General features: G+C 64.2%; 27 protein-coding genes. 9 read left to right on the forward strand and 18 right to left on the reverse strand.

Translation table 11 applies throughout. The features are described from left to right. The coding region (locus tag EOB80_RS20415) for a DEAD/DEAH box helicase (RefSeq protein ID WP_245466403.1) at window positions 1-1,346 on the reverse strand (1,346 nt) is incomplete at its 3' end. A gap of 438 nt (window positions 1,347-1,784) precedes the next feature. Here EOB80_RS20415 and EOB80_RS20425 point away from each other — a divergent pair. Further along, on the forward strand, window positions 1,785-2,819 hold the full coding sequence (locus tag EOB80_RS20425; RefSeq protein WP_023814446.1) for an aspartate-semialdehyde dehydrogenase: 1,035 nt from the start codon (window positions 1,785-1,787) through the stop codon (window positions 2,817-2,819). Between the two features lie 173 nt (window positions 2,820-2,992). Here EOB80_RS20425 and EOB80_RS20430 read toward each other — a convergent pair whose 3' ends face one another. Continuing rightward, entirely contained in the window at window positions 2,993-3,400 is a 408-nt protein-coding gene (locus EOB80_RS20430; protein WP_127329321.1) for an ACT domain-containing protein, read from the reverse strand. A gap of 162 nt (window positions 3,401-3,562) precedes the next feature. Here EOB80_RS20430 and EOB80_RS20435 point away from each other — a divergent pair, with 162 nt between their 5' ends. The 3 genes from EOB80_RS20435 (at window position 3,563) to EOB80_RS20445 (ending at window position 5,412) form a co-directional block, all read left to right on the forward strand. Next, window positions 3,563-4,492, forward strand: a complete 930-nt coding sequence (locus EOB80_RS20435) for a bestrophin family ion channel (protein WP_245466404.1) — start codon at window positions 3,563-3,565, stop codon at window positions 4,490-4,492. Window positions 4,493-4,603: 111 nt separating this feature from the next. Continuing rightward, the gene (locus EOB80_RS20440; protein WP_127329323.1) at window positions 4,604-5,014 is read left to right on the forward strand and encodes a DoxX family protein; all 411 of its coding nucleotides are present in this window, start codon (window positions 4,604-4,606) and stop codon (window positions 5,012-5,014) included. Window positions 5,015-5,148: 134 nt separating this feature from the next. Beyond that, window positions 5,149-5,412: a glycine zipper domain-containing protein gene (locus EOB80_RS20445; RefSeq protein ID WP_127271330.1), complete on the forward strand. Its 264-nt coding sequence runs from the start codon at window positions 5,149-5,151 to the stop codon at window positions 5,410-5,412. A gap of 80 nt (window positions 5,413-5,492) precedes the next feature. On the opposite strand, the gene rpsP is transcribed toward EOB80_RS20445, so the two are convergent. The 7 genes from rpsP to EOB80_RS20480 form a co-directional block, all read right to left on the reverse strand. After that, complete coding sequence (rpsP, locus tag EOB80_RS20450; protein ID WP_013528800.1) at window positions 5,493-5,894, reverse strand: 30S ribosomal protein S16; 402 nt, start codon at window positions 5,892-5,894, stop codon at window positions 5,493-5,495. Between the two features lie 51 nt (window positions 5,895-5,945). Then, window positions 5,946-6,272 (reverse strand): chorismate mutase, encoded by a 327-nt coding sequence (locus EOB80_RS20455; protein ID WP_023811329.1) that lies wholly within the window; start codon window positions 6,270-6,272, stop codon window positions 5,946-5,948. Between the two features lie 7 nt (window positions 6,273-6,279). After that, complete coding sequence (gene ffh / locus EOB80_RS20460; protein WP_127329325.1) at window positions 6,280-7,890, reverse strand: signal recognition particle protein; 1,611 nt, start codon at window positions 7,888-7,890, stop codon at window positions 6,280-6,282. A gap of 277 nt (window positions 7,891-8,167) precedes the next feature. Then, entirely contained in the window at window positions 8,168-9,118 is a 951-nt protein-coding gene (locus EOB80_RS20465) for a type II CAAX endopeptidase family protein (RefSeq protein WP_127329327.1), read from the reverse strand. 168 nt (window positions 9,119-9,286) lie between these two features. Beyond that, entirely contained in the window at window positions 9,287-9,886 is a 600-nt protein-coding gene (locus EOB80_RS20470; protein ID WP_127329329.1) for a DUF1236 domain-containing protein, read from the reverse strand. A gap of 63 nt (window positions 9,887-9,949) precedes the next feature. Beyond that, window positions 9,950-11,047: a putative zinc-binding metallopeptidase gene (locus EOB80_RS20475; protein WP_127329331.1), complete on the reverse strand. Its 1,098-nt coding sequence runs from the start codon at window positions 11,045-11,047 to the stop codon at window positions 9,950-9,952. Between the two features lie 90 nt (window positions 11,048-11,137). Beyond that, a complete protein-coding gene (locus tag EOB80_RS20480; RefSeq protein ID WP_127329333.1) occupies window positions 11,138-12,385 on the reverse strand; it encodes an NAD(P)/FAD-dependent oxidoreductase in 1,248 nt (415 codons plus the stop codon). 141 nt (window positions 12,386-12,526) lie between these two features. Here EOB80_RS20480 and EOB80_RS20485 point away from each other — a divergent pair, with 141 nt between their 5' ends. Beyond that, complete coding sequence (locus tag EOB80_RS20485; protein ID WP_127329335.1) at window positions 12,527-13,324, forward strand: lytic transglycosylase domain-containing protein; 798 nt, start codon at window positions 12,527-12,529, stop codon at window positions 13,322-13,324. A gap of 73 nt (window positions 13,325-13,397) precedes the next feature. Here EOB80_RS20485 and EOB80_RS20490 read toward each other — a convergent pair whose 3' ends face one another. Together EOB80_RS20490 and EOB80_RS20495 are read right to left on the reverse strand one after the other, a co-directional pair. Then, window positions 13,398-13,919 (reverse strand): hypothetical protein, encoded by a 522-nt coding sequence (locus EOB80_RS20490; protein ID WP_127329337.1) that lies wholly within the window; start codon window positions 13,917-13,919, stop codon window positions 13,398-13,400. 5 nt (window positions 13,920-13,924) lie between these two features. Further along, window positions 13,925-15,148: an argininosuccinate synthase gene (locus EOB80_RS20495; RefSeq protein ID WP_127329339.1), complete on the reverse strand. Its 1,224-nt coding sequence runs from the start codon at window positions 15,146-15,148 to the stop codon at window positions 13,925-13,927. 298 nt (window positions 15,149-15,446) lie between these two features. Between EOB80_RS20495 and EOB80_RS20500 the strand changes: the two genes are divergently transcribed. Beyond that, on the forward strand, window positions 15,447-17,522 hold the full coding sequence (locus EOB80_RS20500) for a bifunctional diguanylate cyclase/phosphodiesterase (RefSeq protein WP_245466405.1): 2,076 nt from the start codon (window positions 15,447-15,449) through the stop codon (window positions 17,520-17,522). Between the two features lie 125 nt (window positions 17,523-17,647). Beyond that, a complete protein-coding gene (locus EOB80_RS20505; protein WP_127271180.1) occupies window positions 17,648-18,289 on the forward strand; it encodes a LysE family translocator in 642 nt (213 codons plus the stop codon). Between the two features lie 6 nt (window positions 18,290-18,295). Here EOB80_RS20505 and EOB80_RS20510 read toward each other — a convergent pair whose 3' ends face one another. From EOB80_RS20510 to rlmN, 3 genes are read right to left on the reverse strand one after another with little or no spacing between them, the layout of a single operon-like run. Next, on the reverse strand, window positions 18,296-18,775 hold the full coding sequence (locus EOB80_RS20510; RefSeq protein WP_127321012.1) for a hypothetical protein: 480 nt from the start codon (window positions 18,773-18,775) through the stop codon (window positions 18,296-18,298). After that, entirely contained in the window at window positions 18,775-19,224 is a 450-nt protein-coding gene (locus EOB80_RS20515; protein WP_127329341.1) for a hypothetical protein, read from the reverse strand. Before EOB80_RS20515 ends, EOB80_RS20510 begins: the two co-directional genes overlap by 1 nt. Beyond that, window positions 19,221-20,456 carry a 23S rRNA (adenine(2503)-C(2))-methyltransferase RlmN gene (rlmN, locus tag EOB80_RS20520; protein ID WP_127329343.1) on the reverse strand — a complete coding sequence of 412 codons (1,236 nt, stop codon included), beginning with the start codon at window positions 20,454-20,456 and terminating at the stop codon, window positions 19,221-19,223. Before rlmN ends, EOB80_RS20515 begins: the two co-directional genes overlap by 4 nt. 158 nt (window positions 20,457-20,614) lie before the next feature. On the opposite strand from rlmN, the gene EOB80_RS20525 reads away from it, so the two are divergent. Continuing rightward, window positions 20,615-21,970, forward strand: coding sequence for a chloride channel protein (locus EOB80_RS20525; RefSeq protein ID WP_127321009.1), 1,356 nt, complete (start codon window positions 20,615-20,617; stop codon window positions 21,968-21,970). A gap of 68 nt (window positions 21,971-22,038) precedes the next feature. Here the strand turns inward: EOB80_RS20525 and EOB80_RS20530 are convergent, their stop codons facing one another. The 3 genes from EOB80_RS20530 to EOB80_RS20540 all read right to left on the reverse strand — a co-directional run bounded on the left by EOB80_RS20530 (window position 22,039) and on the right by EOB80_RS20540 (window position 23,594). Then, window positions 22,039-22,542, reverse strand: coding sequence for an invasion associated locus B family protein (locus EOB80_RS20530; RefSeq protein ID WP_127268363.1), 504 nt, complete (start codon window positions 22,540-22,542; stop codon window positions 22,039-22,041). A gap of 269 nt (window positions 22,543-22,811) precedes the next feature. Further along, window positions 22,812-23,174 carry a YkvA family protein gene (locus EOB80_RS20535; RefSeq protein ID WP_127322074.1) on the reverse strand — a complete coding sequence of 121 codons (363 nt, stop codon included), beginning with the start codon at window positions 23,172-23,174 and terminating at the stop codon, window positions 22,812-22,814. A 123-nt stretch (window positions 23,175-23,297) separates the two neighbouring features. Continuing rightward, window positions 23,298-23,594 carry a 4a-hydroxytetrahydrobiopterin dehydratase gene (locus tag EOB80_RS20540; protein WP_023811314.1) on the reverse strand — a complete coding sequence of 99 codons (297 nt, stop codon included), beginning with the start codon at window positions 23,592-23,594 and terminating at the stop codon, window positions 23,298-23,300. 50 nt (window positions 23,595-23,644) lie between these two features. On the opposite strand from EOB80_RS20540, the gene EOB80_RS20545 reads away from it, so the two are divergent. After that, entirely contained in the window at window positions 23,645-24,163 is a 519-nt protein-coding gene (locus EOB80_RS20545) for a low molecular weight protein-tyrosine-phosphatase (RefSeq protein WP_127329345.1), read from the forward strand. Here EOB80_RS20545 and thpR read toward each other — a convergent pair. Next, window positions 24,067-24,663: an RNA 2',3'-cyclic phosphodiesterase gene (thpR, locus tag EOB80_RS20550; protein ID WP_127329347.1), complete on the reverse strand. Its 597-nt coding sequence runs from the start codon at window positions 24,661-24,663 to the stop codon at window positions 24,067-24,069. The two genes, EOB80_RS20545 and thpR, sit on opposite strands and share 97 nt — an antisense overlap. Window positions 24,664-24,694 lie beyond the last annotated feature (31 nt).

A 24,694-nucleotide genomic window follows, 5' to 3' on the forward strand; every position in this document is an offset into this window, starting at 1 on the left:
CCCGCCGGTCTTTCACGCGACGGCGTGAACGGCGCGATCTCCATAAGGTCTTCGGGCGCCGAGCGACTGGCGCGGCACTGGCGCACGAAGGCAGCGGCCACCTGTTCGGCGCCATGTCTGGCGAGGAGCGCGTCGATGAAACCGCGTTCGTCGTCCTTCACCGGCTCGTCGAAAACCGGATCGGCCAGGATGCGCTCGTCGTCGCGCCGCATCACGTCGTCGGCCGAGGGCGGGCTCGCCCATGTTGCCTTGAGGCCGGCGTTCTGCAGCAGCCGCTCGGTGCGCTTGCGGGCGCTGTTGGGCACGATCAGCGCGCTGACGCCCTTGCGCCCGGCGCGACCGGTGCGGCCGCTGCGGTGTAGCAGCGTTTCCGGATTGGTCGGCAAATCGGCGTGGATGACCAGCTCGAGATTGGGCAGATCGATGCCGCGCGCCGCGACATCGGTGGCGATGCAGACTTTTGCGCGGCCGTCGCGCATTGCCTGCAAGGCATGGCTGCGCTCGTTCTGGCTGAGCTCGCCCGAAAGCGCCACGACGGAGAAGTTGCGGTTGTTGAAGCGCGCGGTCAGATGATTGACGGCGGCACGCGTGTTGCAGAACACCAGCGCGTTCTTGGCTTCGTAATAGCGCAGCACGTTGATGATGGCGTTCTCGCGGTCGGGCTGGGCGACGCTCAGCGCCCGGTATTCGATGTCGAGATGCTGCTTCTCCTCGCCGGCGGCCGAAATGCGCACCGCATCGCGCTGGTAGCCCTGGGCGAGCGTGGCGATCGAGCGCGGCACGGTGGCCGAGAACATCAGCGTGCGGCGTTCGGCCGGAGCGGCGTCGAGGATGAATTCGAGGTCTTCGCGAAAGCCCAGATCGAGCATCTCATCGGCCTCGTCGAGCACCACCGCCTTCAGCGCCGACATGTCGAGCGAGCGCCGGGTGATGTGGTCGCGCAGCCGGCCGGGCGTGCCGACGACGATATGGGCGCCGCGCTCCAGAACACGCCGCTCCGAGCGCATGTCCATGCCGCCGACGCAGGAAGCCACGGTGGCGCCGGTCAGTTCGTAGAGCCATTCCAGTTCGCGCGTCACCTGCAAGGCGAGTTCGCGCGTCGGCGCCACCGCCAGCGCCAGCGGCGCGGCCGCGTGGCCAAAGCGCTCTGCGCCCTCAAGCAGGGTCGGCGCCAGAGCGAGGCCGAAGGCCACCGTCTTGCCGGAGCCTGTCTGCGCCGAAACCAGCGCATCGGCCTCGCCGAGTTCCGGCGCGACGACCGCTTTCTGGACGGGCGTCAGCTCGGAATAGCCGCGTTTCTCCAGCGCCCTGGCAAGCGCTGGAACAAGTGCTTCGAAGTTGGACATCTCACTCTTTCGGAATTCGGATTCTTATATGCCCAGCAATGGGCCTGTCTTCGGCGGGCGTCGGGACGCTCCATGAGCCGGATGGTCATGCCGTTCGTACTTCGTGCCGCCGCCATTGTACAGGGCAACAGGACGCTCATCGCAATTGACTCTTGACGCAAACCGCGTAAAAGCCCGCTTTGAACGGGATCGTTTTTCGATGCGCGGCCTTTTGATGGCTCTTCTTGCATTCGATGCCCCCAGCCTCAATGCACATCATTGGGCCGGGCGCGTCGGCGCGTCCCCACGTTCCAGCAAAACTATGGCCAAAACCACCACCAAAACGGTGTGACTCCCTTGGCCTAACCACCCTCTCCCGGGTTCGGCCCGGGGGACGGAACCCGCATCGGCCAGCGGGTTTCTCCAAAAACCAAGCGGAGAGGGACAGGAGATTTTTCGATGAGTTTCAAGGTAGCGATCGTCGGCGCCACGGGCAATGTGGGCCGGGAAATGCTCAACATACTGGAAGAGCGCGGCTTTCCGGTAAGCGAAGTCGTGGCGCTGGCGTCGCGGCGCAGCCAGGGCACGGAAGTGTCGTTCGGCGACCGCACGCTGAAGGTGAAGACGCTCGACCAGTATGATTTTTCCGACACCGACATCTGCATCATGTCGGCCGGCGGGAGCGTCTCCAAGGAATGGTCGCCGAAGATCGGCAAGCAGGGCTGCGTCGTCATCGATAATTCGTCGGCCTTCCGCTACGACCAGGACGTGCCGCTGATCGTGCCGGAAGTGAACCCGGACGCGATCTCGCTGTTCACCCGCAAGAACATCATCGCCAACCCGAACTGCTCGACGGCGCAGCTGGTGGTGGCATTGAAGCCACTGCATGACTTCGCCACCATCAAGCGTGTCGTCGTCGCCACCTATCAATCGGTATCCGGCGCCGGCAAGGAAGGCATGGACGAGCTGTTCACGCAGACCCGCGCGGTCTTCGTCGCCGATGGCGTCGAGGTCAAGAAGTTCACCAAGCGCATCGCCTTCAACGTCATCCCGCACATCGACGTCTTCCTCGACGACGGCTCCACCAAGGAAGAGTGGAAGATGGTCGCGGAGACCAAGAAGATGCTCGACCCCAAGATCAAGCTGACGGCGACCTGCGTGCGCGTGCCGGTGTTCATCGGCCACTCGGAAGCGGTCAACATCGAGTTCGAAAAGCCGATCACCGCCGACGAGGCGCGGGATATCCTGCGTGAAGCCCCAGGCTGCCAGGTCTTGGACAAGCGCGAGGACGGCGGCTACATCACGCCGCTGGAATCGGCCGGCGAAGACGCCACCTTCATCTCGCGCATCCGCGAGGATTCGACCATCGACAATGGCCTGTCGATGTGGATCGTCTCCGACAATCTGCGCAAGGGCGCGGCGCTGAACGCGGTGCAGATCGCCGAGTTGCTGGTCGAGCGCGGCCTGATCCAGCCGAAGAAGAAGGCGGCCTGACGGCCGTTTAGGTTTCGCTCACGGGCCGTATCGCCGCTGCCGCGGCGGGCCCTCCGCGGGGGCGCCGAACGATCGGCGGCCCGCGGCCGCGGGCTCGGCCTTTGGCCGTTAGCTCCCTTCTCCCCGTTCACGGGGAGAAGGTCCCGGCAGGGGGATGAGGGGCAGCACCAGCCTCAGCTTCGATTCTCAGCCGCCAACCCAACCAACAGCTCCAGTGCTTCCTCCGCCCTGTCGGCCGGGACGAACAGATGGTCGTGGTAGAAGGCCGAGACGGGATTGACGCCCATGCCGGCGGCGGCGAGCCGCGCGGTGATGGCGGCGAGGAAGCCGACGGCTTCCAGCGACGAATGGATGTTCAGCGTCAGCATCCGGCAGCGGAACGAAGCGGTCAGTGCAGCAGTGCTGGCCGCCTCCTCGGTCACGATCAGCGTCACGCCCTCGCGCTCGCGAAACACCATCACCGGCTCGAGGCCCTCCGGCTGGGCGACGCCAGGCGCCAGTGTGGCGAAGACATAGGTGCCGGCGAGCAGTTCCGGCGTCATCGATGCCAGCAGTGTCTTCAGATCGGTCTCGCCGGTCATTCGTTTCTCTCGCCTGCAGAAATGGGCCGCAGCCCACGTGCTCTTCAATATCCGCGACCGGCGCGTGCCGATAGTCCTGGCGCTGCAAGGACGACATGGCGATGTCGCTGGCGGCTGGGCTTGCGGACCTGTCGCATCGCACAATAGAGGAGCTGAGGGCCGATGCCGGTCCGTGAAAGGCCTTCGATGATCGTTCGCCCGCGCCCCACATTCCTGCAGCTGTTCTTCATCATGCGCGGTTCGGTCGTGCCACGCATCCTGCCGCAGATATTGGGCTTCGCGCTCTATTCCGCGATCATCCTGGCCGTGGCGCGCCGGTTCCAGCTTGATTTCAGCGTCTTCAACATCACGCCTTTCGGCCTCGTCGGCGTGACATTGTCGATCTATCTCTCGTTCCGCAACAACGCCGCCTACGACCGTTGGTGGGAGGCGCGCAAGCTGTGGGGCGCGCTGGTCTTCGAAATGCGCAACCTGGCACGCGCCACCACCAGCCTCATCCCGGACCAGACCGAGCAGCGCGCCTTGCTGATGGAAGCGCTCGCCTTCTGTCATTTCCTGCGCGGGCAGTTGCGCAAGATCGACAGCATGAAGGATGCCCGCGCCTTCATCGACGACGAGGCGGACAAGACCGCAGCCTTTTCCAATCCGGCGGATGAGATGGTCAGGCGCATGGGCCGGCGTGCCAATGCGCAACGCCGGGCGGGCGACGTCGACTCGATCGGCTTTCGTATCCTCGATGAGAGGCTCGCGTCGATCGCCGCCATCCAGGCCGGCTGCGAGCGGATCGCCGGTACGCCGTTACCTTTCGCCTACACGCTGCTGGTGCATCGCACGGCCTACATCGTCTGCCTGCTGCTGCCGATCGGCCTGATCTCGACCACCGGTTGGGCAACGCCGCTGTTCACGGCGTTAATCGCCTACACCTTCTTCGGCCTCGACGCGCTTTCGGAAGAGCTCGAGGATCCGTTCGGCACCGAGGCCAACGACCTTGCACTCGACGGCCTCTGCCGTGTCTGCGAAATCTCGGTGTTCGAAGCGCTGGGCGAAACGCCGCCGAAGATGATCCCCGCGGAAAAGTTTTATTTTTCCTAGGCGAAGGCGCGCGGGCTTAAAACAATCCGGACCTCTGTCGGATCGCAGCCCCATGCCACGTCCTCGGTTCGACCCCAGCGAAAAGGGCTCGAACCACTAGGAGGGACCACCATGAGCATTTCCGAAATCGCGCCCGTCTCGCCGGGCGCTTTATGGACCGGCCGCGCGCTCAGCGGCGTCATCGTGCTGTTCATGATTTTCGATGGCGTCATCAAGCTGCCGCCGCTCGATGTCGTCACCCAGACGATGGTGCCGCTCGGCTGGCCGGCCGATGCCAATGTCGCGCGCATGCTGGGCGTCATCGGCCTGATCTCGACCGCTCTCTATGCACTGCCGCGCACCTCGGTGCTCGGCGCCATCCTGCTCACCGCCTATATGGGCGGCGCCATCGCCACGAATGTCCGTGTCGACAACCCGCTGTTCTCGCACATGCTGTTCGGCGTCTATCTCGGCATTATCCTGTGGGGCGGCCTGTATCTGCGCGATGCCAGGGTCCGCGCGCTGATCCCGTTCAGCCGTTAGATCCAGATCGAAGCATCGCTTTCCGCTGAAAGCCTGAACCCTTTGCCGGGCAATGTCTCAGGGATCGAATCGCGGAGTTGCGAGTTAGAGATTCGCCTGGCGGCGGAGGCGGCTCCTATCGGAGAGGAACGATGATGAAGAAAATGATGCTTTTGATGGCGCTGCTGGTGCCGCTCGCCGCTTGTTCGCAAACGGAAAAAGGCGCGGCCGTAGGCGGTCTCGGTGGTGCTGCCGTCGGTGCGGCGGTCGCCGGAGATCCGGTTGAAGGCGCCGTCGTCGGTGGTGCTGTCGGCGCCGTTGCCGGCGCGCTGATCGGCCGGGCGAGCGAGCGTGGCGAATGCCGCTACCGTGATCGCCGTGGCCGCGTCTACGTCGACCGCTGCCCGGACGGTTATTGATCGGCAGCTCTTACAGACAGAACTGGACAGCAAAACGGCGGGCACATGGCCCGCCGTTTTTCCGGATGCGAATAGAGCAATTATTCGGCGGTGGCGGCTTCCGCCTCGGCCGGCGCAGCAGCGGCGGCCGCAACAGCAGCAGCGGCATCTTCCTGCGCCTTCTTCAGAAGGGCAGCGCGTTCCTGCGCCTTCTTGCCCGGCTCGGCCTTCTTCGGGTTGGAACGGGCGTCGCGCTTGACGAGGCCGGCCTCGTCGAGGAAGCGCAGCACGCGGTCGGTCGGCTGGGCGCCATGCGCCAGCCAATGCTTGACGCGGTCGGCGTCGACCTTGACGCGTTCGCCGTCCTTGGGCAGTAGCGGGTTCCATGAGCCGATCGACTCGATGAACCGGCCGTCACGCGGTGAACGGGCGTCGGCAATGACGACGTGGTAGTAAGGACGCTTCTTCGAGCCCGCACGGGCCAGTCGGATCTTCAAGGGCATTTATTTTCTCCTAAAAAGGCTGATTTGGTTGGTCGGTTGGTGGCTGGTTTCTCAGCCGGCTTTCATCACGCCGTTGGAAGCGGCGATCTGTTCGTGGTGGCGGATCACTTCGCGGACGACGAAGTTGAGGAATTTTTCCGCGAAATCCGGGTCGAGATGGGCATCCTTCGCCAGCTGGCGAAGCCGGGCGATCTGCTGCTGCTCGCGTGCCGGGTCGGCCGGGGGCAGGCCATGCGTCGCCTTCAGCACACCGACCGCCTTGGTGCAGCGGAAGCGCTCGGCCAGCATGTGGATGAGGGCCGCGTCGATGTTGTCGATCGAGGCGCGGTAATCGGCCAGGAGAGCGCGGGCGTCGGCCATGTCCTTCTCTTCGTTCATGGCGTCCTCACTTCTTCTTGCCAAGGCCGGGCAGCCCGCCACCGCCGAGGCCGGGAAGCCCGGGGAGTTTCATGCCGCCGGGCAGACCTGGCATGCCGCTGGGCAGGCCACCGCCGCCGGGAAGGCCTTTCATGCCGCCGCCAAGGCCGGCTGCCTGTGCCTGCTTCTGCAAGGCCTCGAGCTGCTTGGGGTCCATCTTCGACAGGTCCGGCATGCCGCCGCCCATCATGCCGCCCATACCGCCGGGCATCATGCCGCCGAGGCCCATCTTGGAGGCGAGGCCGCCCATCATGCCGCGCATCAGGCCGCCGCCTTTGCCCTTGCCGCCCATCGCCTTCATCATGTCGGCCATGCCGCGATGCATCTTGAGCAGCTTGTTGATTTCGGCCGCGTCGGTGCCGGAACCGGCGGCGATGCGCTTCTTGCGCGAATGCTTGAGCAAATCGGGATTGGCGCGCTCGGCCTTGGTCATCGACGAGATGATGGCGAGCTGGCGGCCGAACATCTTGTCGTCGAGACCGGCGGCGGCCATCTGGTCCTTCATCTTGCCCATGCCGGGCATCATGCCCATGATGCCGCCCATGCCGCCCATCTTCGACATCTGCTGAAGCTGACCGGCGAGATCGTTCAGGTCGAACTTGCCCGACTGCATCTTCTTGGCCATCGCCGCCGCCTGTTCGGCGTCGATGTTCTCGGCGGCCTTTTCGACGAGCGAGACAATGTCGCCCATGCCGAGGATGCGGTCGGCGATGCGCTTGGGGTGGAATTCCTCCAGCCCGTCCATCTTTTCGCCAGTGCCGATCAGCTTGATCGGCTTGCCGGTGACGGCGCGCATCGAAAGAGCCGCACCGCCACGGCCGTCGCCGTCCATGCGGGTCAGGACGAGGCCGGTGATGCCGACGCGCTCGTCGAAGCTCTTGGCCAGGTTGACTGCGTCCTGGCCGGTCAGCGAATCGGCGACCAGCAGGATTTCGTGCGGGCTCGACACCTTCTTGATGTCGGCCATCTCGACCATCAGCGGCTCGTCGATATGGGTGCGGCCGGCGGTGTCGAGGATGACGATGTCGTGGCCGCCGAGCTTGGCCGCCTGCACGGCGCGGCGGGCGATGTCGACCGGCGACTGGCCGTCGATGATCGGCAGCGTGGCAACCTTGACCTGTTCGCCGAGCTGGCGAAGCTGCTCCTGCGCGGCGGGGCGCCGCGTGTCGAGCGAGGCCATCAGGACCTTCTTGTTCTGACGCTCGGAAAGACGCTTGGCGATCTTGGCCGAAGTGGTCGTCTTGCCGGAACCCTGCAGGCCGACCACCATAATGACGATCGGCGCCGGGGCATTGAGATCGATGGCGACGCCTTCAGCGCCGAGCATCTCGACCAGTTCGTCATGGACGATCTTGACGACCATCTGGCCAGGCTTGATCGACTTGACCACGGCAGCGCCGACGGCCTTCTCGCGCACCTTGTCGGTGAAGGAGCGCACCACTTCCAGCGCCACGTCTGCTTCGAGCAGCGCACGGCGCACCTCGCGCAGCGCTGCCGAGACATCAGCCTCCGACAGCGCGCCGCGGCCGGTCAGGCCGTTCAGGATCGAACCAAGACGTTCCTGTAGCGATTCAAACATTCGTTTTCCTTTTCCCTGGCATCCGGATGATGCCCGAGAGGTAATGCGTTCGCGCCCAGTGTCCAACCAAAAGCCAAAACCAAAAAGCACCCGGGGGCGCTCAGCGCTGCCGGGTGTTGGCCTCCAGGATCGATTTACAGCACTTCACCTCAAGAGGTTTCGGCGTCCTGGTCGGCTTGCTCGGAGGGATACTCGTCGCGGAATTCGGGGCGTGTAGACAGGAAATCGGACACGGAGTCAAGACAAAGACCGGATTGCGTCGTTCCCGGGCCTGCAATCACGCCGTGCTCGTCCGGTCCGGAAGCTCGGCGGCGACCCTGAGCGGCGAACGCGGATGTAGAAGCAGCACGATGGTCAGCAGGCTGCAGGCGATGCCGATGAAGGCGATGAGAACCGCATCCGACGTCGCCCAGCCCGGCCCTTCGAGCGGCTTGGCGTTGAACAGGGCGAAGGAATTGTAGCTTTCCTGATGCGAGATCAAGAGAAACCCGGTCAGGTTGTTGCCGAGATGAGCACCCAGGGCGGCGCCGAGATTGCCGGTTGCGTAGACGACAAGTGTCAGCAGCAGCGCGAAAGCGGCGATCGACGCCAGCACGCAAGCATTGATGGCTGGCGACGAACTCGCGCTCCAATGCAGCGAGGTGAACAGCAGGGCCGGCAGCAGGGCCCAGATTACCGGGCTCGTGAACCGGTTGGCCAGACCGCGCAGCAGATAGCCGCGAAACAGCAGCTCTTCCGAAGAGGTCTGCAACAGTGTGAGCGCGGCGATCGGGATCGCAAACAGCAGCCAGGACGACAGGCTGATCGGGCCACGCGTGATCTGCGGCTGCAAGAGATAGAGCAGGACTTCGGATATGAACGACGTGATCAGCACCGCGATCAGCCCTTTGAGGAAGCCGGGCCATGAAACTCGTCGGCTGTTGCCGAGCAGCGCCGACAGCTTCTCGCCATGCACCCAGCGCATCGCGACCCACAGGCCGATCCAGATGCCGGCGAACGAGACGAGCGCGGTGAGGATGCCGAGGGGCGAAGCGAGGAAGCCCTGAATGCCGGATGATGGGGTCGCCTGCCAGGCGATGAAGGCATAGGTGCCGCCGACCAGCACGGCCACGGTGGTTGCTGCCCAAAAAAGGACCACGATGCCCGTTCCGAGCAACAGGCGCGGTAAGGTCGTCCTGGCGTTCGGCGAATGCCTGTAACGCTCGAAGGCGGACGGATCGATGGTCACGCGGGCTCCCTTGCCAAAGTCATCGCCTATTTGACTAACCGATGGCCGGGAAAATCGGAATGGTTTTTCGCAAAGGACTAGGCCAAGCAAAGTCGGCGCAGGAGAGCGCCGCGCGGCGGCGCCGCCTGCGGCCGCTGCTGTCGCAGCGGCCGCTTGTGCCGATTGTCGTCAGCGAACGACGTACATGATGCGCCGGGTCTGCGGATCGATCAGCGCCCGCTGGCCGTTCACATAGACATAGCGGTAATTGTAGTCCGGAATCTCGCGCAGCTCGACGGTGTCGGGCAGGGTCGCGCCGGTCACCACTTCGCCATCGAGATAGATGGGATCGAGGCGATGCGCGTCGACATAGGTACGGACTTCAGCTGGGGGCGGGGGGAAGTCATCCACGACCGGCTCACCGGCAACGATCGCGCCGGTATAATCGGTCGAGTAGTTGCCGATGTCCTCCGGCGGCGAGACGACAGCAACACTGGCGCGCCGTTGCGTCAGCACCACGCGGCTGCCGCCGATATCGGCCGTCACATAGTCTGAATAGACCCAGCCCTGGCCGCCGGCCTCGGCTATGGTGCACCATTTGCTGTTTTCGATGCAGCCATTGAGGGTTGCCGACTGGCCGGCGGTGAGCACGCCGATCACAGGGTATTGCGGGCCGGGTCCGGCGCGCACGTTAAGATCGGTGACGGCTGAGACGGCGGTATCGGCAAGCGCGGCGCCCGACATCACGGTCAGCATCCCGGCGACCGCCGGAAACAACAGGGATTTCATGGTTTCTCTCCGTTTTCATAGTCCCTCGCCAGCGAAAACGGGGCAGCAGCTCATGCGTTCCCGCTAAAGCGCCTGCGCCAACTCACGATTTGTTCCGTGTTCTCCAGGCAAATCGGTCAGAAGTTCGTGAACGAATTCCAATTTCCGTGCCGTGACGTCCGAAATGACAAAGGGGTAGAGGTCGGGCAGGCCCATGCAGCGGTTGATCGAATTGGAGGCTTCCGACAGCACCAGCCAGCGGGGAAGGATCTTTTCGAAAGGCTCGGGCGCGGTCGCCGGCTCCGAGGGTGCGGCCTGCAACCCGCCGCCTGTGTCGCCGCGCGGCAAGTCGTTGGCCTCCACCGTCTCCAGCCGGCCGAGCGGAAAGTTCAGCGCGTGCACCATTTCCAGCGTGTCGGTGATGTGCAGGTGATGAGCCCAGGTCTCGGCCCAGTCCTCCCATGGATGCGAGGTCGCATAGGCCGAGATGTGGCCTTGCTGCCAGTCGGGCGGCGCACCATTGGCATAATAGGCCTTCAGCGCCTGTTCGTAATCGGCGCGGTCGTCGCCGAACAGTGCGCGGAAAGCTTCGAGCCTGTGCGGATCGTCGCGGATGAGGCGGTCCCAGTAATAGTGCCCGAGCTCGTGGCGGAAATGACCGAGCAAGGTGCGGTAGTTCTCGCCCATCTCGACGCGCCGCTTCTCGCGCTCGGCCGAATCCGCCTCGGCGACGTTGAGCGTGATCAGGCCATTGTCGTGGCCGGTAAGAATCCGCTCGCCGCCGGGGCCGCCGCCGATCGGATCGGCGAGGAAGTCGAATGCCAGGCCGATCTCGTCGGCCGGGTTCTGCTTGGGCGCCACCGGCAGCCCGAAGGCCAGCAGCGAGTAGATGGCGCGCTTCTTCGCCGCTTCGACACGGATCCAGCGGCGGCGGTTGCCGTCGACGGAGAGATCCGGGATCAGCTGGTTCAGCACGCAAGCGCGGCAAAAAGCGTGACCCGGTTCCGCCATCCAGTTGCAGGCGCATTCATCGGCGTTGGTGCACTGGAAGACGCCGTCGACGCCCGCCAGCGCAAAACAGGCGTGCTCGGGATCGTAGAGCACGGGGTTCCCGCAGTTCAGGCACTGGGCGTTCTCGAAATAGATGCGATGGCCGCAATGCGGGCAGTCGAAGAGTTTCATGTCGGTCTCAATTCACCGGAGGTGACACAAATGTTCACGGCGGCCCGTGCCCAACGCGAACAGCCGCGCGGTGTTCCACATTACCTGAAGCTATTTGGCCGCAAGCTGGGCGACAACCTGCCTTGCCACCGCCTCGCCCGACAGCCGTGCGCCGCCGCAGGTCTGGACCAGCGAGCCGGCCAGATGCTCGCCGGCGAAGAAGATCTTGTCGGCCACCGGCTGCATGAGTGCGGCGCGCGCCAGTGAACGGCCGGGGCGGGCCGCGGCATATGCGCCGCGCACGAAGCGCTCGCCGCCCCAATTGGTCATCATGGCGCGTCCGACATGCTTGCGCGTATCGCCGCCGAAGATGCCGCACAGCCGGTCGACGACGAAGTCGATGCCGGCCGCCTCGCCGGCCGCCGACATTTCCCAGGCGAAATCGCCGCCGACGAAGCCGACCATCAGGTCAAGGTCGAACGGGAAGCAGAGGAAGTAGATGTCGTGCCTGGCCATCCGTTCGATCAGCAGGTCGTCGAAGGGCTGCAGCCCGAGCCTGGTGCCCGATATTTCGACTGGCAATTTGGTCAGCATGCCCATCGGCAGGTCGAAGAAGGCGCCGAAATGCGTGTCGGGCAGGGCCGGCGAGAACGCGATCTCCTCGAAGGCGAGCACCGCCGGCGAAGCGGTCACGATCACCGCTTTGGCGCGGACGGTGCCGCGATCGGTGACGCAGGCGACGCCGGGCACGTCCCACAGGATCTTGCGCACCGGCGTCGACAGTTCGACCGGCACACCGGCGCCGAAACGCGCCACCAGCGCGCCAAGGCCCTCCTTGCTGAAGTAGTTCGGGTCGAGATCGGCCGCGGCCTGGAAGTCCAGGATCGAGATTTCGTCCTCGTCGGCACCGAAATCCATCGGCCCGGCGAAGGTGGCGGCGGCGCGCGGCGCATGGCCTTTTGCCAAAAGCGCCGAAAGACGATCGTCATCTCCGTCCTTCACTTCATGCCTGGCCAGCAGTTCGAACAGCTTTGCGTCGGCGGCCTTCATGTCGGCTTCTTCCGCTTCGCTCGCCTTGCGCTCGCGGTAGTAGAGATGATCGACGTTCATGTCGTGATGATGCAACGTCCAGCCTGCCGCCTGGGCTTCGGGAAAATAGGGATTGCGGTCGGCGGCATGCAGCCAGGCGCAGCCGATGTCGAAAGGCACGCCGAAATGCTGGTCGCTGGTCCAAGCTCGCCCGCCGATTCGGTCCATCGCTTCGAGCAGCGTGAAGGAAAGCCCCGTGGCCTGCAGGGTCCTGGCGGCGGCAAGACCCGCCGAGCCGGCACCGATGATGACGACATCAACGTCTTGCATGCAGCCCCCTTGCCACAATAATCACTTGATCCTAGGCAAATTCCACGGCATTCGCCAGCATTGCAGCGGTGACAGTGACAAGTGCGCGTTTCGCTGGCAAGTTCGCAATTGGGACGTGATTCAGGCAACCAGGAGATCAACATGGCAATTCTTGCCAAGGGAAAGATGTTTGCAGCGGCCGTGGTGGCGGTGCTTGCGCTGGCGACGGGCGCACAGGCAGCGGCCAGCTGCGGCAAGACCGGCGCCGGCTTTGAGGCCTGGAAGCAGGATTTTGCCGCGCAGGCCAGGTCGGAAGGTGTAGGCGCCAAGGGGCTGGCCGCTCTAGCCGGGGCAAACTACGCGACTAAGACGATCTCCGTCGACCGCGGCATTCACAAGGCTTTCAGCGGCTCGGTGGACGATTTCATGCGGCGGCGCGGCGGCGCGGCGATTATTTCCAAGGGCCGGTCGCTGAAAAAGTCGAATGCGGCGCTGTTCGCCAAGATCGAAGCGAATTACGGCGTGTCGCCGGGCGTGTTGCTCGCCATCTGGGGTATGGAAACCGGCTTCGGTTCGGCCATGGGCAACCAGAACACCGTCTCTGCCATTTTGACGCTTGCCTATGATTGCCGCCGCCCGGGGTTCTTCTACCCGCATGCCATCGCAGCCCTGAAGCTGGTTGATCGCGGGGTGCTGTCAGCCTCGTCGGTTGGCGCCGCGCATGGCGAGATCGGACACACGCAGTTCCTGCCAGGAAACGTCCTGAAATATGGCGTCGGCGGCGGAAACCTGCGCGACAAGGGCACGGCGCTGGCTTCCACCGCCAACTTCCTCAAGGGCCATGGCTGGCGGGCGGGCGCGAGCGCGAGTGCGAATATGGGCGCGATTGCCGGCTGGAATTCCGCGAGCGTCTATCAGCAGGCCATCGCCCGCATCGCCACGGCGATCGACGGCGATTGACGGACTATGCACCGGGCAGAAGGGCCCCGGCCATTTCTGACTTGATCGAAAACCCGGCGCGAATGCCGGGTTTTTATTTGATTTCGAGCGTGTAGGAGCAGCCGGCCAGGGTCTTGCCGGGGTGGGACTCGACGGTCGAGACGTTAAGCTTGACGTCCGTGGAGAAGGTCAATCCTTCCGACTCTTCGGTGCTGTGGACAACGACCTTCTCGCCAAGGAATTTTTGCGGCGTGGAATAAACGGCGACGACGTTGAGTTCTTTGGCAAGCTCCGGCGCGGCAACACCGTCGAGCACGGCCATCGGCCCCGCAGCGGTAAACACGATCGATCCCGTCTCGCGGTTGAACACGCGGATCTTGGCCGGCAGTTCGTATTGGCTGAGAAACGGATTGCCCGAGGCAACCTCCTTCCAGCCAAGCGTTTCAACGGCACCCGGTGCGCTGGACAGCCACAGGGCAAAGTCGTTGTAGGTCGGAACGTCCGCCCTGCACTCGATCAGGGCCGGAAGGTCGAGAGAGGCGGGGTCGAACTCCTGGCCGGCGGCCGGCGTCGCCAGAACAACCAGCGGCGCCAGGCAGCGGCCGAAAGCGCGCATCCGCGCTACTTGGCGCGGTTGCGCGCGGCCAGCGTCCTCAGCCGCAGCGCATTGAGGCGAATGAAGCCGGCGGCGTCCTTCTGGTCGTAGGCGCCACGGTCGTCCTCGAAAGTGACCAGCGCATCGGAGTAAAGCGTCTTCTTCGACTTGCGGCCGGTGACCATGACATTGCCCTTGTAGAGCTTGAGCCGCACCGTGCCCTCGACGTCTTCCTGGCTCTTGTCGATCATCGCCTGCAGCATCAGCCGTTCGGGCGCAAACCAGAAGCCGTTGTAGATCAGCTCGGCGTAACGCGGCATGAACTCGTCCTTGAGGTGCGCGGCACCGCGGTCGAGCGTGATCGATTCGATGGCTCGGTGGGCTGATATCAGGATGGTGCCGCCTGGTGTTTCGTAGACGCCACGCGACTTCATGCCGACGAAGCGGTTCTCGACTAGGTCGAGCCGGCCGATGCCATTGTCGCGGCCAAGATCGTTGAGTGCCGCCAGCATGGTCGCCGGCGACAGTTTCTTGCCGTTCAGCGCGATCGGATCACCCTTCAGGAACTCGATCTCGATCTCGGTGACCTTGTCCGGCGCGTCCATCGGCGAAACGGTGCGCTGGTGGACGAATTCGGGCGGCTCCACCCACGGGTCTTCCAGCACTTTGCCCTCGGAGGACGAATGCAAGAGGTTGGCGTCGACCGAGAAAGGTGCGTCGCCCTTTTTATCCTTCGGCACCGGGATCTGGTGCTGCTCGGCGAAATTCATCAGGTCGGTACGCGACTTGAACGACCAGTCGCGCCACGGCGCGATGACCTTGATGTCGGGGTTCAGTGCGTAAGCCGAAAGCTCGAAGCGAACCTGATCGTTGCCTTTGCCGGTGGCGCCATGCGCGATCGCGTCGGCGCCGGTTTCCCGGGCTATATCGACCAGATGCTTGGAGATCAGCGGCCGTGCGATCGAGGTGCCGAGCAGGTAGGTGCCTTCATAGACGGCGTTGGCGCGGAACATCGGGAAGACGAAGTCGGACACGAATTCCTCGCGCACGTCGACGACGCGGATGTCCTTGATGCCCATCATCTCGGCCTTGCGACGGGCCGGCTCGAGTTCGCCGCCCTGGCCGAGATCGGCGGTGAAAGTCACGACTTCGGCGCCGAGTTCAGTCTGCAGCCATTTCAGGATGATGGATGTGTCGAGACCGCCTGAATAAGCAAGCACGACTTTTTTGACGTCTTTGGCCTTGGACATTTCTACTCCGTCGATGGCGGACGCCCCAGCCTGGGCGTCACGGATTGTCGCAGCGCCTTTTAGCAGGAACGGCAGAGCGAGCAAGCATGCGTGCATGCACGGCTTCTGGTCCAGCGCATGGCCGGGGGCGGCCGGCAGCGAAAACAATCTGCTGCAATCAAAGGCTGCATTTGCTGGAGGGACTTAATCAAGTTTTCACGCCGTGCCGCTAACACTTACGACAAAGCCGCCTTGACAACGTTCCGGGCGGCTTCTTGCCTGCTTTGTCGTGGGTGTCCTCGGACTCGGGCCGTTCTTGATGCGCGTTATATCATGCATCGCCATGGAGCATAATCTGTGGCTTGTCCTGCTGGCGGCGCTGATGTGCGTCACCGGCTGCTGGGTGACGATCGGCCTCTTCGACCGTTCGAGGAAAACCACCGGCGTGCAGATGAAGGGCTGGCTGTTCCTGACCGCGGTTGCCGCCGGCTCGTCGATCTGGTGCACCCATTTCATCGCCATGCTGGCCTACCAGCCCGGCGCGCCGATCACCTTCGATCCGGTCCTGACCATGGCATCCCTGGTCATCGCCATCATCGGCACCGGGCTGGGCTTCACCCTCGCATCCGGCAAGAGCCGGCGCCTGGCTCCGGAATGGGGCGGCATCGTCGTTGGCCTGGCGATCTCGGCCATGCACTACACCGGCATGATGGCTTATCACGTTGCCGGCATCGTCGAATGGGACGGCTCCTATGTCGTGGCCTCACTGGTCATCTCGGCCGTGTTCTCCGCCTTGGCCGTCGGCCATGCCGTGCGCCGGCCATACCGCTGGTCGCATTATCTCGCCATCGGGCTGCTGGTGCTGGCGATCGTCGGCCTGCATTTCACGGCTATGGCCGCGGTGGCGGTGACGCCGCTGTCCTTCATCAGCACAGGCACCAATCCCGATATTCTGGTGGCAATGGCGGTCGCCGTCGCCGTGGTGGGCCTGATCGTCGCGGCCACCGGCTTCGCCAGCTATCTGATCGATGAGCGTGGCCGTCTGGAGAGTTTCGAGCGGCTTCAGCATCTCGCCCTCAACGACGCCCTTACCGGCCTTCCCAACCGGGTTTCCTTTAACGACCGCCTCGACCATGAGATCGACCGGGCATGCGAGGGCGAGGACACAATGACGGCGGTCATCGTCATCGATCTCGACCGCTTCAAGGAGATCAATGACCTCAGGGGGCATGCGGCCGGCGACCAGGCGCTCAAGATCGTCGCCCGCAGGCTGTCGAGACTCATCGGCGAGGGCGAATTCGTCGCCCGGCTCGGCGGTGACGAGTTCGCCGCGATCAAGCGCTTCAAGGATCAGAAGGACCTTCTCGGGCTGGTCTCGCGGCTGGAGAAGTCGCTGTTCGAGCCGTTGCGGCTCGACGATTTCGAAATCGCCGCGGGCGCCAGCATCGGCGTCGCGGTCTATCCACGCGACGGAGCCGACCGCGAGCGGCTGGTCAGCAATGCCGATCTTGCCATGTACCGGGCGAAGAACGACGTCACGCGAGCCGTCTGCTTCTACGAATCCGCCATGGACGAGACGGCGCGGGCGCGCCGTGCCTTGGCCTCCGACCTTCGCCAGGCGATCGACCGCGGCGAGCTTTCGCTGCACTATCAGGTGCAGACCTCGGTCCCGACCGGCGCCACCTGCGGCTACGAGGCGCTGCTGCGCTGGACCCATCCCGTGCACGGCATGATCCCGCCCGCTGAATTCATCCCGATTGCCGAAGAGAACGGCTCGATCATGGCGATCGGCGAATGGGTGCTGCGGACCGCGTGCCGGCAGGCGGCCTCGTGGGGCAATGGCCACAAGATTGCGGTCAATCTGTCACCGGTACAGTTCGCCCATGCCGATCTCGCCAAGCTCATCCATCAAATCCTGATCGAGACCGGACTGTCGCCGAAACGGCTGGAACTGGAGTTGACCGAATCGACGATCGTCGCCGACAAGGTGCGCACGCTGCATGTCCTGCGCCAGATCAAGGCGCTGGGGGTGACGATCGCGATCGACGATTTCGGCACCGGCTATTCATCGCTCGACACGCTGCGCTCGTTTCCCTTCGACAAGATCAAACTCGACCGCTCGTTCATGGCTGACGTCGAGCGAAGCCCGCAGGCCAAGGCCATCATCCGGGCGGTGCTGACGCTGGGCCGCAGCCTCGACATTCCGGTGCTTGCCGAAGGCGTCGAGACGCATGTCCAGCTCACCATCCTGCAGGTCGAAGGCTGCAACGAGGCGCAAGGCTATTTCCTCGGCCGGCCCAAGCCGATCGACCAGATCACCGGGGACGCCGATCTCCGCAACGATCAACTCGTCGCGGAGGAGCCGGCGAGGATGCGGCTGAGCAGGCAGGCATAGGACGCCGCGGCCGGCCGTCCAGCGAATGCCTTGCGGACGCCTTCTGGATCGAGATCGGGTCGCTGCTGTGTCTGGCATCGTCATGGCGCATCCTGTATAGGCCTCCCAATCCCCTGGGGCCGTCCATGTCGTTCATTCCAGACACCGCCACGCTGATCCAGTTCGCCATCGCCACGGTCATCCTGGCCATCACGCCGGGTCCGGACATGACGCTGTTCGTCTCGCGCACGCTCAACCAGGGCCGTGCCACCGGCTTTGCCTCGATGGCCGGCGCGCTGTGCGGCACGCTGATCCACACCACGCTGGTGGTTGTCGGTGTCTCGGCGCTGATCGTCGCCTCGCCGATGGCTTTCTTCGTGCTGAAGATCTTCGGCGCGGGCTATCTCGTCTTCCTGGCCTGGCAGGCAATCACCAGGGGCTCGGCCTTTTCGCCGGAGAAGAAGACAGGCCCCGAGATTTCGCTGTTGCGCAGCTGGGCGGCGGGCCTTGGCGTCAATCTGCTCAATCCGAAGATCATCCTGTTCTTCATGACCTTCCTGCCGCAGTTCGTCTCCGCGCATGATCCGAACGCACCGGGAAAGCTGTTTTTCCTTGGGCTGATGTTCATCGTGCTGTCGGTGCCGGTGACGGTACCGATGGTGCTGGCGGCGGAAAAGTTTTCGGCGGCGATGAAGGCCAGCCCGCGCGTCACGCGGGTGGTCGACTATCTCTTTGCCGGCGTGTTCTCCGCCTTCGCCCTCAAGATCCTGACGGCCCAGGCGAAGTAGGCGCCGTCATCCTGTCTGGCCATCTTCTTTTGAGTCTGGTTCGCCTTGCCACCAGCTTGCGGCCCAGCGCCCGGCGCTGAGCCAATAAAAGATACCACCGACCATGCCGCTGCCGATCACGGCCATGATGGCGCTGGTGTCCCTGACGACGAAGGCGGTGTCATCGCTGTGGTCGGCAAGCCCGAGGAAAACACCGGCAACCACCGCGCCTGCCAGCGCATAGAACAGCCAGTCGCGCCGGCCGAGGATTTCGGCGAGCAGGATGACGACAGAGGCCGGCATCAGGGCGAAATAGGCGACGAACAGGGCGGCGAAGGGAATTGAGAAATACAGGGAAGCCGTCGCCGTCGGATGCGCATGCTCCGGCGTGTAGCCGAGCGATGCCAGCAACAGGATATTGAGGAAGGCGCTCGCCGCCAGCGAGGCGACGGCATAGCCGAACAGGATGACGGTGAAACGGACGAGGTAACCGACGAGACGCGCCATCAATCCCGGCCCAGAGTCTGTCGCGTGCCGGATCTGCGTCCAGCCAGAAGCCAGTAGACCGAACCGGCGGCGATGCCGGCGGTGGCGAGAAAACCCAGAAAGCCCGGATTGAAGACAAAGCTGCTGGCCGAGCGCGGCATGGATACGCCAAAGGCGATGGACGTGATCGCACCCGTGGCGGCGAAATAGAACCATCCCCGCAGCGAAAACCGTTCGGCGACGAAGAGCGCCGGACCGACGATCAACAGCGCGCCGATCATCACGGTCAACACGGCGAGCGGGAACGAGCCCAGCCAGTCGAAGGCGAAAATGATGGACCAATTGCCGTCCTCGATGCCTTCCAGAAGAGCGATCAGCAGCACCGGCACCAGGATCGAAGTCAGCACCGCGGCGACATAGCCGACCGCCATGATGGCGAAGCGTCTTAGCCAGGCGGCGGGGCGGCTCACGCCTCGCCGTGCCCCGCTATCATCATCGCTTCCAGCGCCAGCCGGTCGACCTTGCGCATGCGCTCGGAGTCGGATTTGAGCTGGCCGCAGGCGGCGAGGATGTCGCGGCCGCGCGGCGTGCGGATCGGCGAGGCATAGCCGGCATTGTTGATGTAATCGGCGAATTTCTCGATCGTCTCCCAGTCCGAGCACTGGTAGTTGGTGCCCGGCCACGGGTTGAACGGGATCAAATTGATCTTGGCCGGAATGCCCTTGAGCAGCTTGATCAGGCCCTTGGCGTCCTCGATGGAATCGTTGACGTCCTTCAGCATCACATATTCGAAGGTGATGCGCCTGGCGTTCGACAAGCCGGGATAGGCGCGGCAGGCGGCGATCAGCTCCTTCAGCGGATACTTCTTGTTGATCGGCACAAGCAGGTCGCGCAGATCGTCATTGGTGGCATGCAGCGAGATCGCCAGCATGACGCCGATCTCCTCGCCGGTGCGGAAGATTTCCGGCACGACGCCGGAGGTCGACAGCGTGATGCGGCGCTTCGACAAGGAAAGGCCGTCACCGTCGGAAGCGATCAGCAGCGCCTTCTTGACCGCTTCGAAATTGTAAAGCGGTTCGCCCATTCCCATCATGACGATGTTGGACACTTTGCGGCCCTCGGCCGGCACGATGGCGCCGTCGGGCGTGTCGCGGTCGGGAAAATCGCCGAGCCGGTCGCGGGCGGTGAGCAACTGGGCGAGGATCTCCTCAGCCGTCAGATTGCGCACCAGCTTCTGCGTGCCGGTGTGGCAAAACGAGCAGGTCAGCGTGCAGCCCACCTGCGAGGAGATGCACAGCGTGCCGCGACCCTCTTCGGGAATGTAGACAGTCTCGATCTCGACCGGCCGGCCGGCGCCGCGCGGCGGAAAGCGGAACAGCCATTTGCGCGTGCCGTCGGCGGAAATCTGCTCCTCGACGATCTCGGGCCTGGCGACGGTGAAGTGCTTGTCCAGTTCGGCGCGCAGATCCTTGGAAATGTTGAACATGCCGGCGAAATCGGAGACGCCGCGCACATACATCCAGTGCCACAGCTGCTGGGCGCGCATTTTCGCCTGGCGCTCGGGCACAGTGCCTGATGCAACCAGAGCCTCGGCGAGCTCGACCCGCGTCAGGCCGATCAGCGACGGCTTTTCGGGCTGTGCCGCGCGGGCGCGCAACGCGTCGCGGGCGCCGTCAGTGGTGAGATCGAATGAAAGGGTCATGGTTGCACTGATATAAGCGGTTTGCGGCCGATTTCACGCATCGTGCCGGAAAGGAAGCGCGGCGCATAGCACAGGTTGAGGGCAGAGTCATGGGTTGTGCCGGTTTAACCTCTGGCCTGCACGTGTTAGGGCTCGATACTCCCCGCTCGAGGACAGACATGGCCGGCACATCGCGAAGATATCCCATGCTGCGGCGTTCGCGCGCGATGTGGGGCTCACGGCGGGTGTGGCAGCCGCGCCTGGTGTTCTGGGCCGGGGCGCTTGGCATCGGTGTGATCAGCGTGCTGTTCGCGGTGCTGGCGGACAGGGCGCAGGAACTGTTTCACCTGATGACAGGAGACGCAGGTGGCTGGCGTTTCTATCTGCCGCTTGCCGTTACGCCGTTGGGTTTCGTGCTGTGCGCCTGGCTTGCCCACACCTTCTTTCCCGGCTCGCAAGGCAGCGGCATTCCGCAGGCGATCGCCGCCCGCCATCTTCGCGACGACGAGGACCGCGGCCACATCCTGTCCCTCAAACTGGTGGTCGGCAAAATCATGCTCACCATCGTCGGCCTGTTCTGCGGCGCCTCGATCGGCCGCGAGGGTCCGACCGTGCAGGTCGGCGCGTCGCTGATGCTGCAGGCGGCGCGCTGGGGCGGCATGGTGCAGGCGCGGGGCCTGATCCTGGCCGGGTCGGCCGCCGGTATCGCCGCCGCCTTCAACACGCCGCTGGCCGGCATCGTCTTCGCCATCGAGGAGATGGGCCGCACCTACGAGGCGCGTACCAACGGGCTGGTGCTGACGGCGGTGATCCTGGCCGGCCTCGCCTCGCTCGGCTTGCTCGGCAACTACACCTATTTCGGCGTCGCCAAGGACACGATCTCGTTTGCCGCCGAGTGGCCGCTGGTGATCGCCTGCGGCGTCATCGGCGGCGGGCTCGGCGCGCTGTTTTCGCTGCTGGCGTTGAAGGCGACACGCCGGATCCGGCGCTGGAACACTGGGCAGCCTTTGCAGCGCGCTTTGCTGGTCGCGGCCGTCTGCGGGCTGCTGGTTGCAGTGATCGGCATCGCCTCGGGCGGGCTGACCTTCGGCACCGGTTACGTGCAGGCACGGGGCGCCGTCGAAGGCACGCCGCTGCCATGGTTCTTCTTTGCCGAAAAGTTCCTGGCGGGACTGCTGTCGATGATCTCGGGCATTCCGGGCGGCATCTTCGCGCCCTCGCTGGCGGTCGGCGCCGGCATCGGCAGTTCGCTCGGCCTCCTCTTCGGCGCCAGCACGGGGGCTGCGGCACTGCTCGGCATGGCCGGCTATTTCGCCGGGGTGGTGCAGGCGCCGATGACGGCCTTCGTCATCATCCTGGAGATGACCGGCAATCACGACAATGTCATCGCGCTGATGCTGGCCTCGATGCTGGGCTACGGTACGGCGCGGATGATCTCGCACGAACCGCTCTACCACGCGCTGTCGCGTGTTTTCATCGCCGAGGCGATCCGGCGGCGGCGGGCGGAGGCCGGGCCGGGATCGGCGCAAGGCTGAAAGCAAAAAGGCCGGGCTTTGCGGCCCGGCCTTTCATTCAAAGCGAAGTGCGTGCCTGCACTCCTTGCCTATTTGCACTTGGCAATCGACGTCAGCGCCGCCGAAATACCTTTCAGCGAGAAGACATAGGAGGTGGGATTGCCGCGGCCGGACTTCGCCGTCACCTTCATGTCGGTGCCGGTCTTCATGGCGGCGATCAGCACCGGCTCCTCGGCGGCATTCTCGACCCAGGCCGATTTTCCGCGGGTGAACATCGAAAACGTCTTCTTGTCGATGGTCACGGTGGCCTTGGAGCCGTCCTGGAAGTTGTAGCCGGCAATGAATTGCGGCTCGTAGGACACTTGCTGGCCGGGCCGCTGGCTGACGAAGAAGAACATGTCGCCATGATCGAGCGTAGGCGGCTGCTTGTCGGTCGGCACGGTCAGGACATAGCAGACCTTGCCGCCCGATGCCTGATAACTGTAGGTGCCCCAGGCATTGTGCTGGCCGATCTTGGTCGCCGACTGCGCCAGCGCCGGCGCTGCCACGGCCACCAGGACCAGGCTCGAAACTAGTGCAATTAATCCGCGCATCGCTTTTCCCGTATTCCAAATGGTGCGGAGGCAGGCCGGCTTGGCGTCCTGCCCGTCGCTTCATTTTGATTTAATCTGGGTTACCAAACGGTGAATTTCCGAAGAGAAAAGGATCCTCACCCCGAGGAAACCGCCGCCATTCCCGCGCCGCCGCCTTGCGAGCGGCTGGCGCGACATCCCTTTGGCGACTTGGAGGCCACGAAAGCGGCAAGAGTTTGACTTTTACGCTGCCGCAGAAAGCCGGCTTCAACGGCGTTCCGTGCGTGAGTTCAGCCCTTGTCGGCCATGGCGTCCCTGGCGGCCTGCCGGTGCGCAGTGGTGATGTGGGCACTGACGGCGGTGATCGCGGCGGTGAGCACGGCGATGTCGTCGGTGAAGCCAAGCCCGAAGACGAAGTCGGGGATGACATCCACCGGCAGCACGAAATAACCGAGCGCGGCCAGCAGAATGCCTTTGGCGCGCAGCGGGGTGTTCTTGTCCATGGCGCAGTAGTAGGCGGCCACGACCTCTTCCATGTAGGGGATCTGCCGCGCGGCCTTCTTGGCTGTGCGCCAGAATTTCTCGCGCACTTCGCTCTCGTCTGCCAGCTTGCCGCCAAAGCCGAAGAAATCAAAACCGGATTGTTGCGCCATCAGTGTCTCCTTGCGAGCGCCCATGCGCATCCGGCGCATGCCCGCGGGGGAAAATGTGGTGAAACCCGACCCCGGCTACAAGATGCCGGTGCCGATTTGGGCTTGTCGAGGCGATACCAGGCCTCAGGCGCCGGCAAAACGGTTCATTTTCTTGGCCAGATCGATATCGAGCGCGGTGACGCCGCCGGCGTCGTGAGTGTTCAGCGTCACATCGACGGTCTTGTAGACATTCGACCAGTCGGGATGATGGTCCATCGTCTCGGCGGCAAGCGCGACGCGGGTCATGAAGGCGAAAGCCTCGGAGAAATTCGCGAAGGTGAATGTGCGCTTGATGGAAGCGCCGTCTTCCGCCAGCGCCCAGCCGTCAAGACCGGTCAATGCGGCTTCAGCGGCTTGCCTGCCCAGTTTCTCTCTCGCCATGTCCATATCCTGTGCTATTCGAAAACGACCCTTACCATAGCGACGGATCGATGAGCGCGAAGCCCATAAACTCCATTCTCTTCGTCTGCCTCGGCAATATCTGCCGGTCGCCGTTGGCGGAAGGTGTCTTCCGCGCGGTTTGGGCCGAGCGCGGGTCGGCCCGGGATATCCTGCTCGATTCAGCGGGAACCAGTGACTGGGAGGCCGGCTCTGCCCCCGATCGACGCGCGATCGCGATCGCGGTGCGGCACGGCGTCGACATTTCCGGGCAAAGGGCGCGCAAGGTCACGCCGCAGGACCTCCACCGTTTCGACCTGATCCTCGGCATGGACCGGTCGAATGTCGCCGACCTGAAGGCGCTGGCGCCGGCGGCCGTGCAGGACCGCATCCATCTGTTCCTGGAGTTCGCGCAGGGAAAGGCACGCGACGTGCCGGATCCTTATCATGACGAGGTAGAAGCCTTCGCTTCGGCCTATCGCATGATCCGCGAGGCGTCGGAGGCGCTGGTGACAAGGCTGGACGCGCGGGCGTCCGTGCCTGACAGCGGCCAGGCTTCCTCGACGATGTAAGGTCCGCCGCCGACCGAATCGCGCGACGACATCAGCACGAAACGGCCGATGCGGAACGGCAGCGTCGAGAAATTGCCGCGCGCCGACAGATATTGGGCGACGTCCAGCGGGGTCGAATTGCGTAAGCGTGCCAGCGTGACATGCGGCATGAACTTGCGGGGATCGGCCGGGATGCCGAGCCGCTGGCAGATGCGGTCGATCTCGCCCTGAAGGGCGGCCAGACCGGGCGAGGCGGAAGCGCCTGCCCACACCGCATGCGGCTTCTTCTGGCCGAAAGCGCCGACGCCGGACAGCGCCAGCGAGAAGGAAGGGCGGTGGACGCGGTCGAGCGCGTTGGCGATCTCGTCGGCGACATGGCCGGGGACATCGCCGATGAAGCGCAGCGTCAGATGGTAGTTTTCGACATCGATCCAGCGGGCTCCCGGCAAGCCGCCCCGCAGCAGGGACAGCGAAAGGGCAGCGTCACGCGGAATTTCGAGGGCGGTGAAAAGACGCGGCATGAAGAGCCTCCCTTCCTCGAATCGAACTGTC

This window comes from Mesorhizobium sp. M7A.F.Ca.MR.245.00.0.0 (assembly GCF_003997415.1).
Classification (GTDB): domain Bacteria; phylum Pseudomonadota; class Alphaproteobacteria; order Rhizobiales; family Rhizobiaceae; genus Mesorhizobium.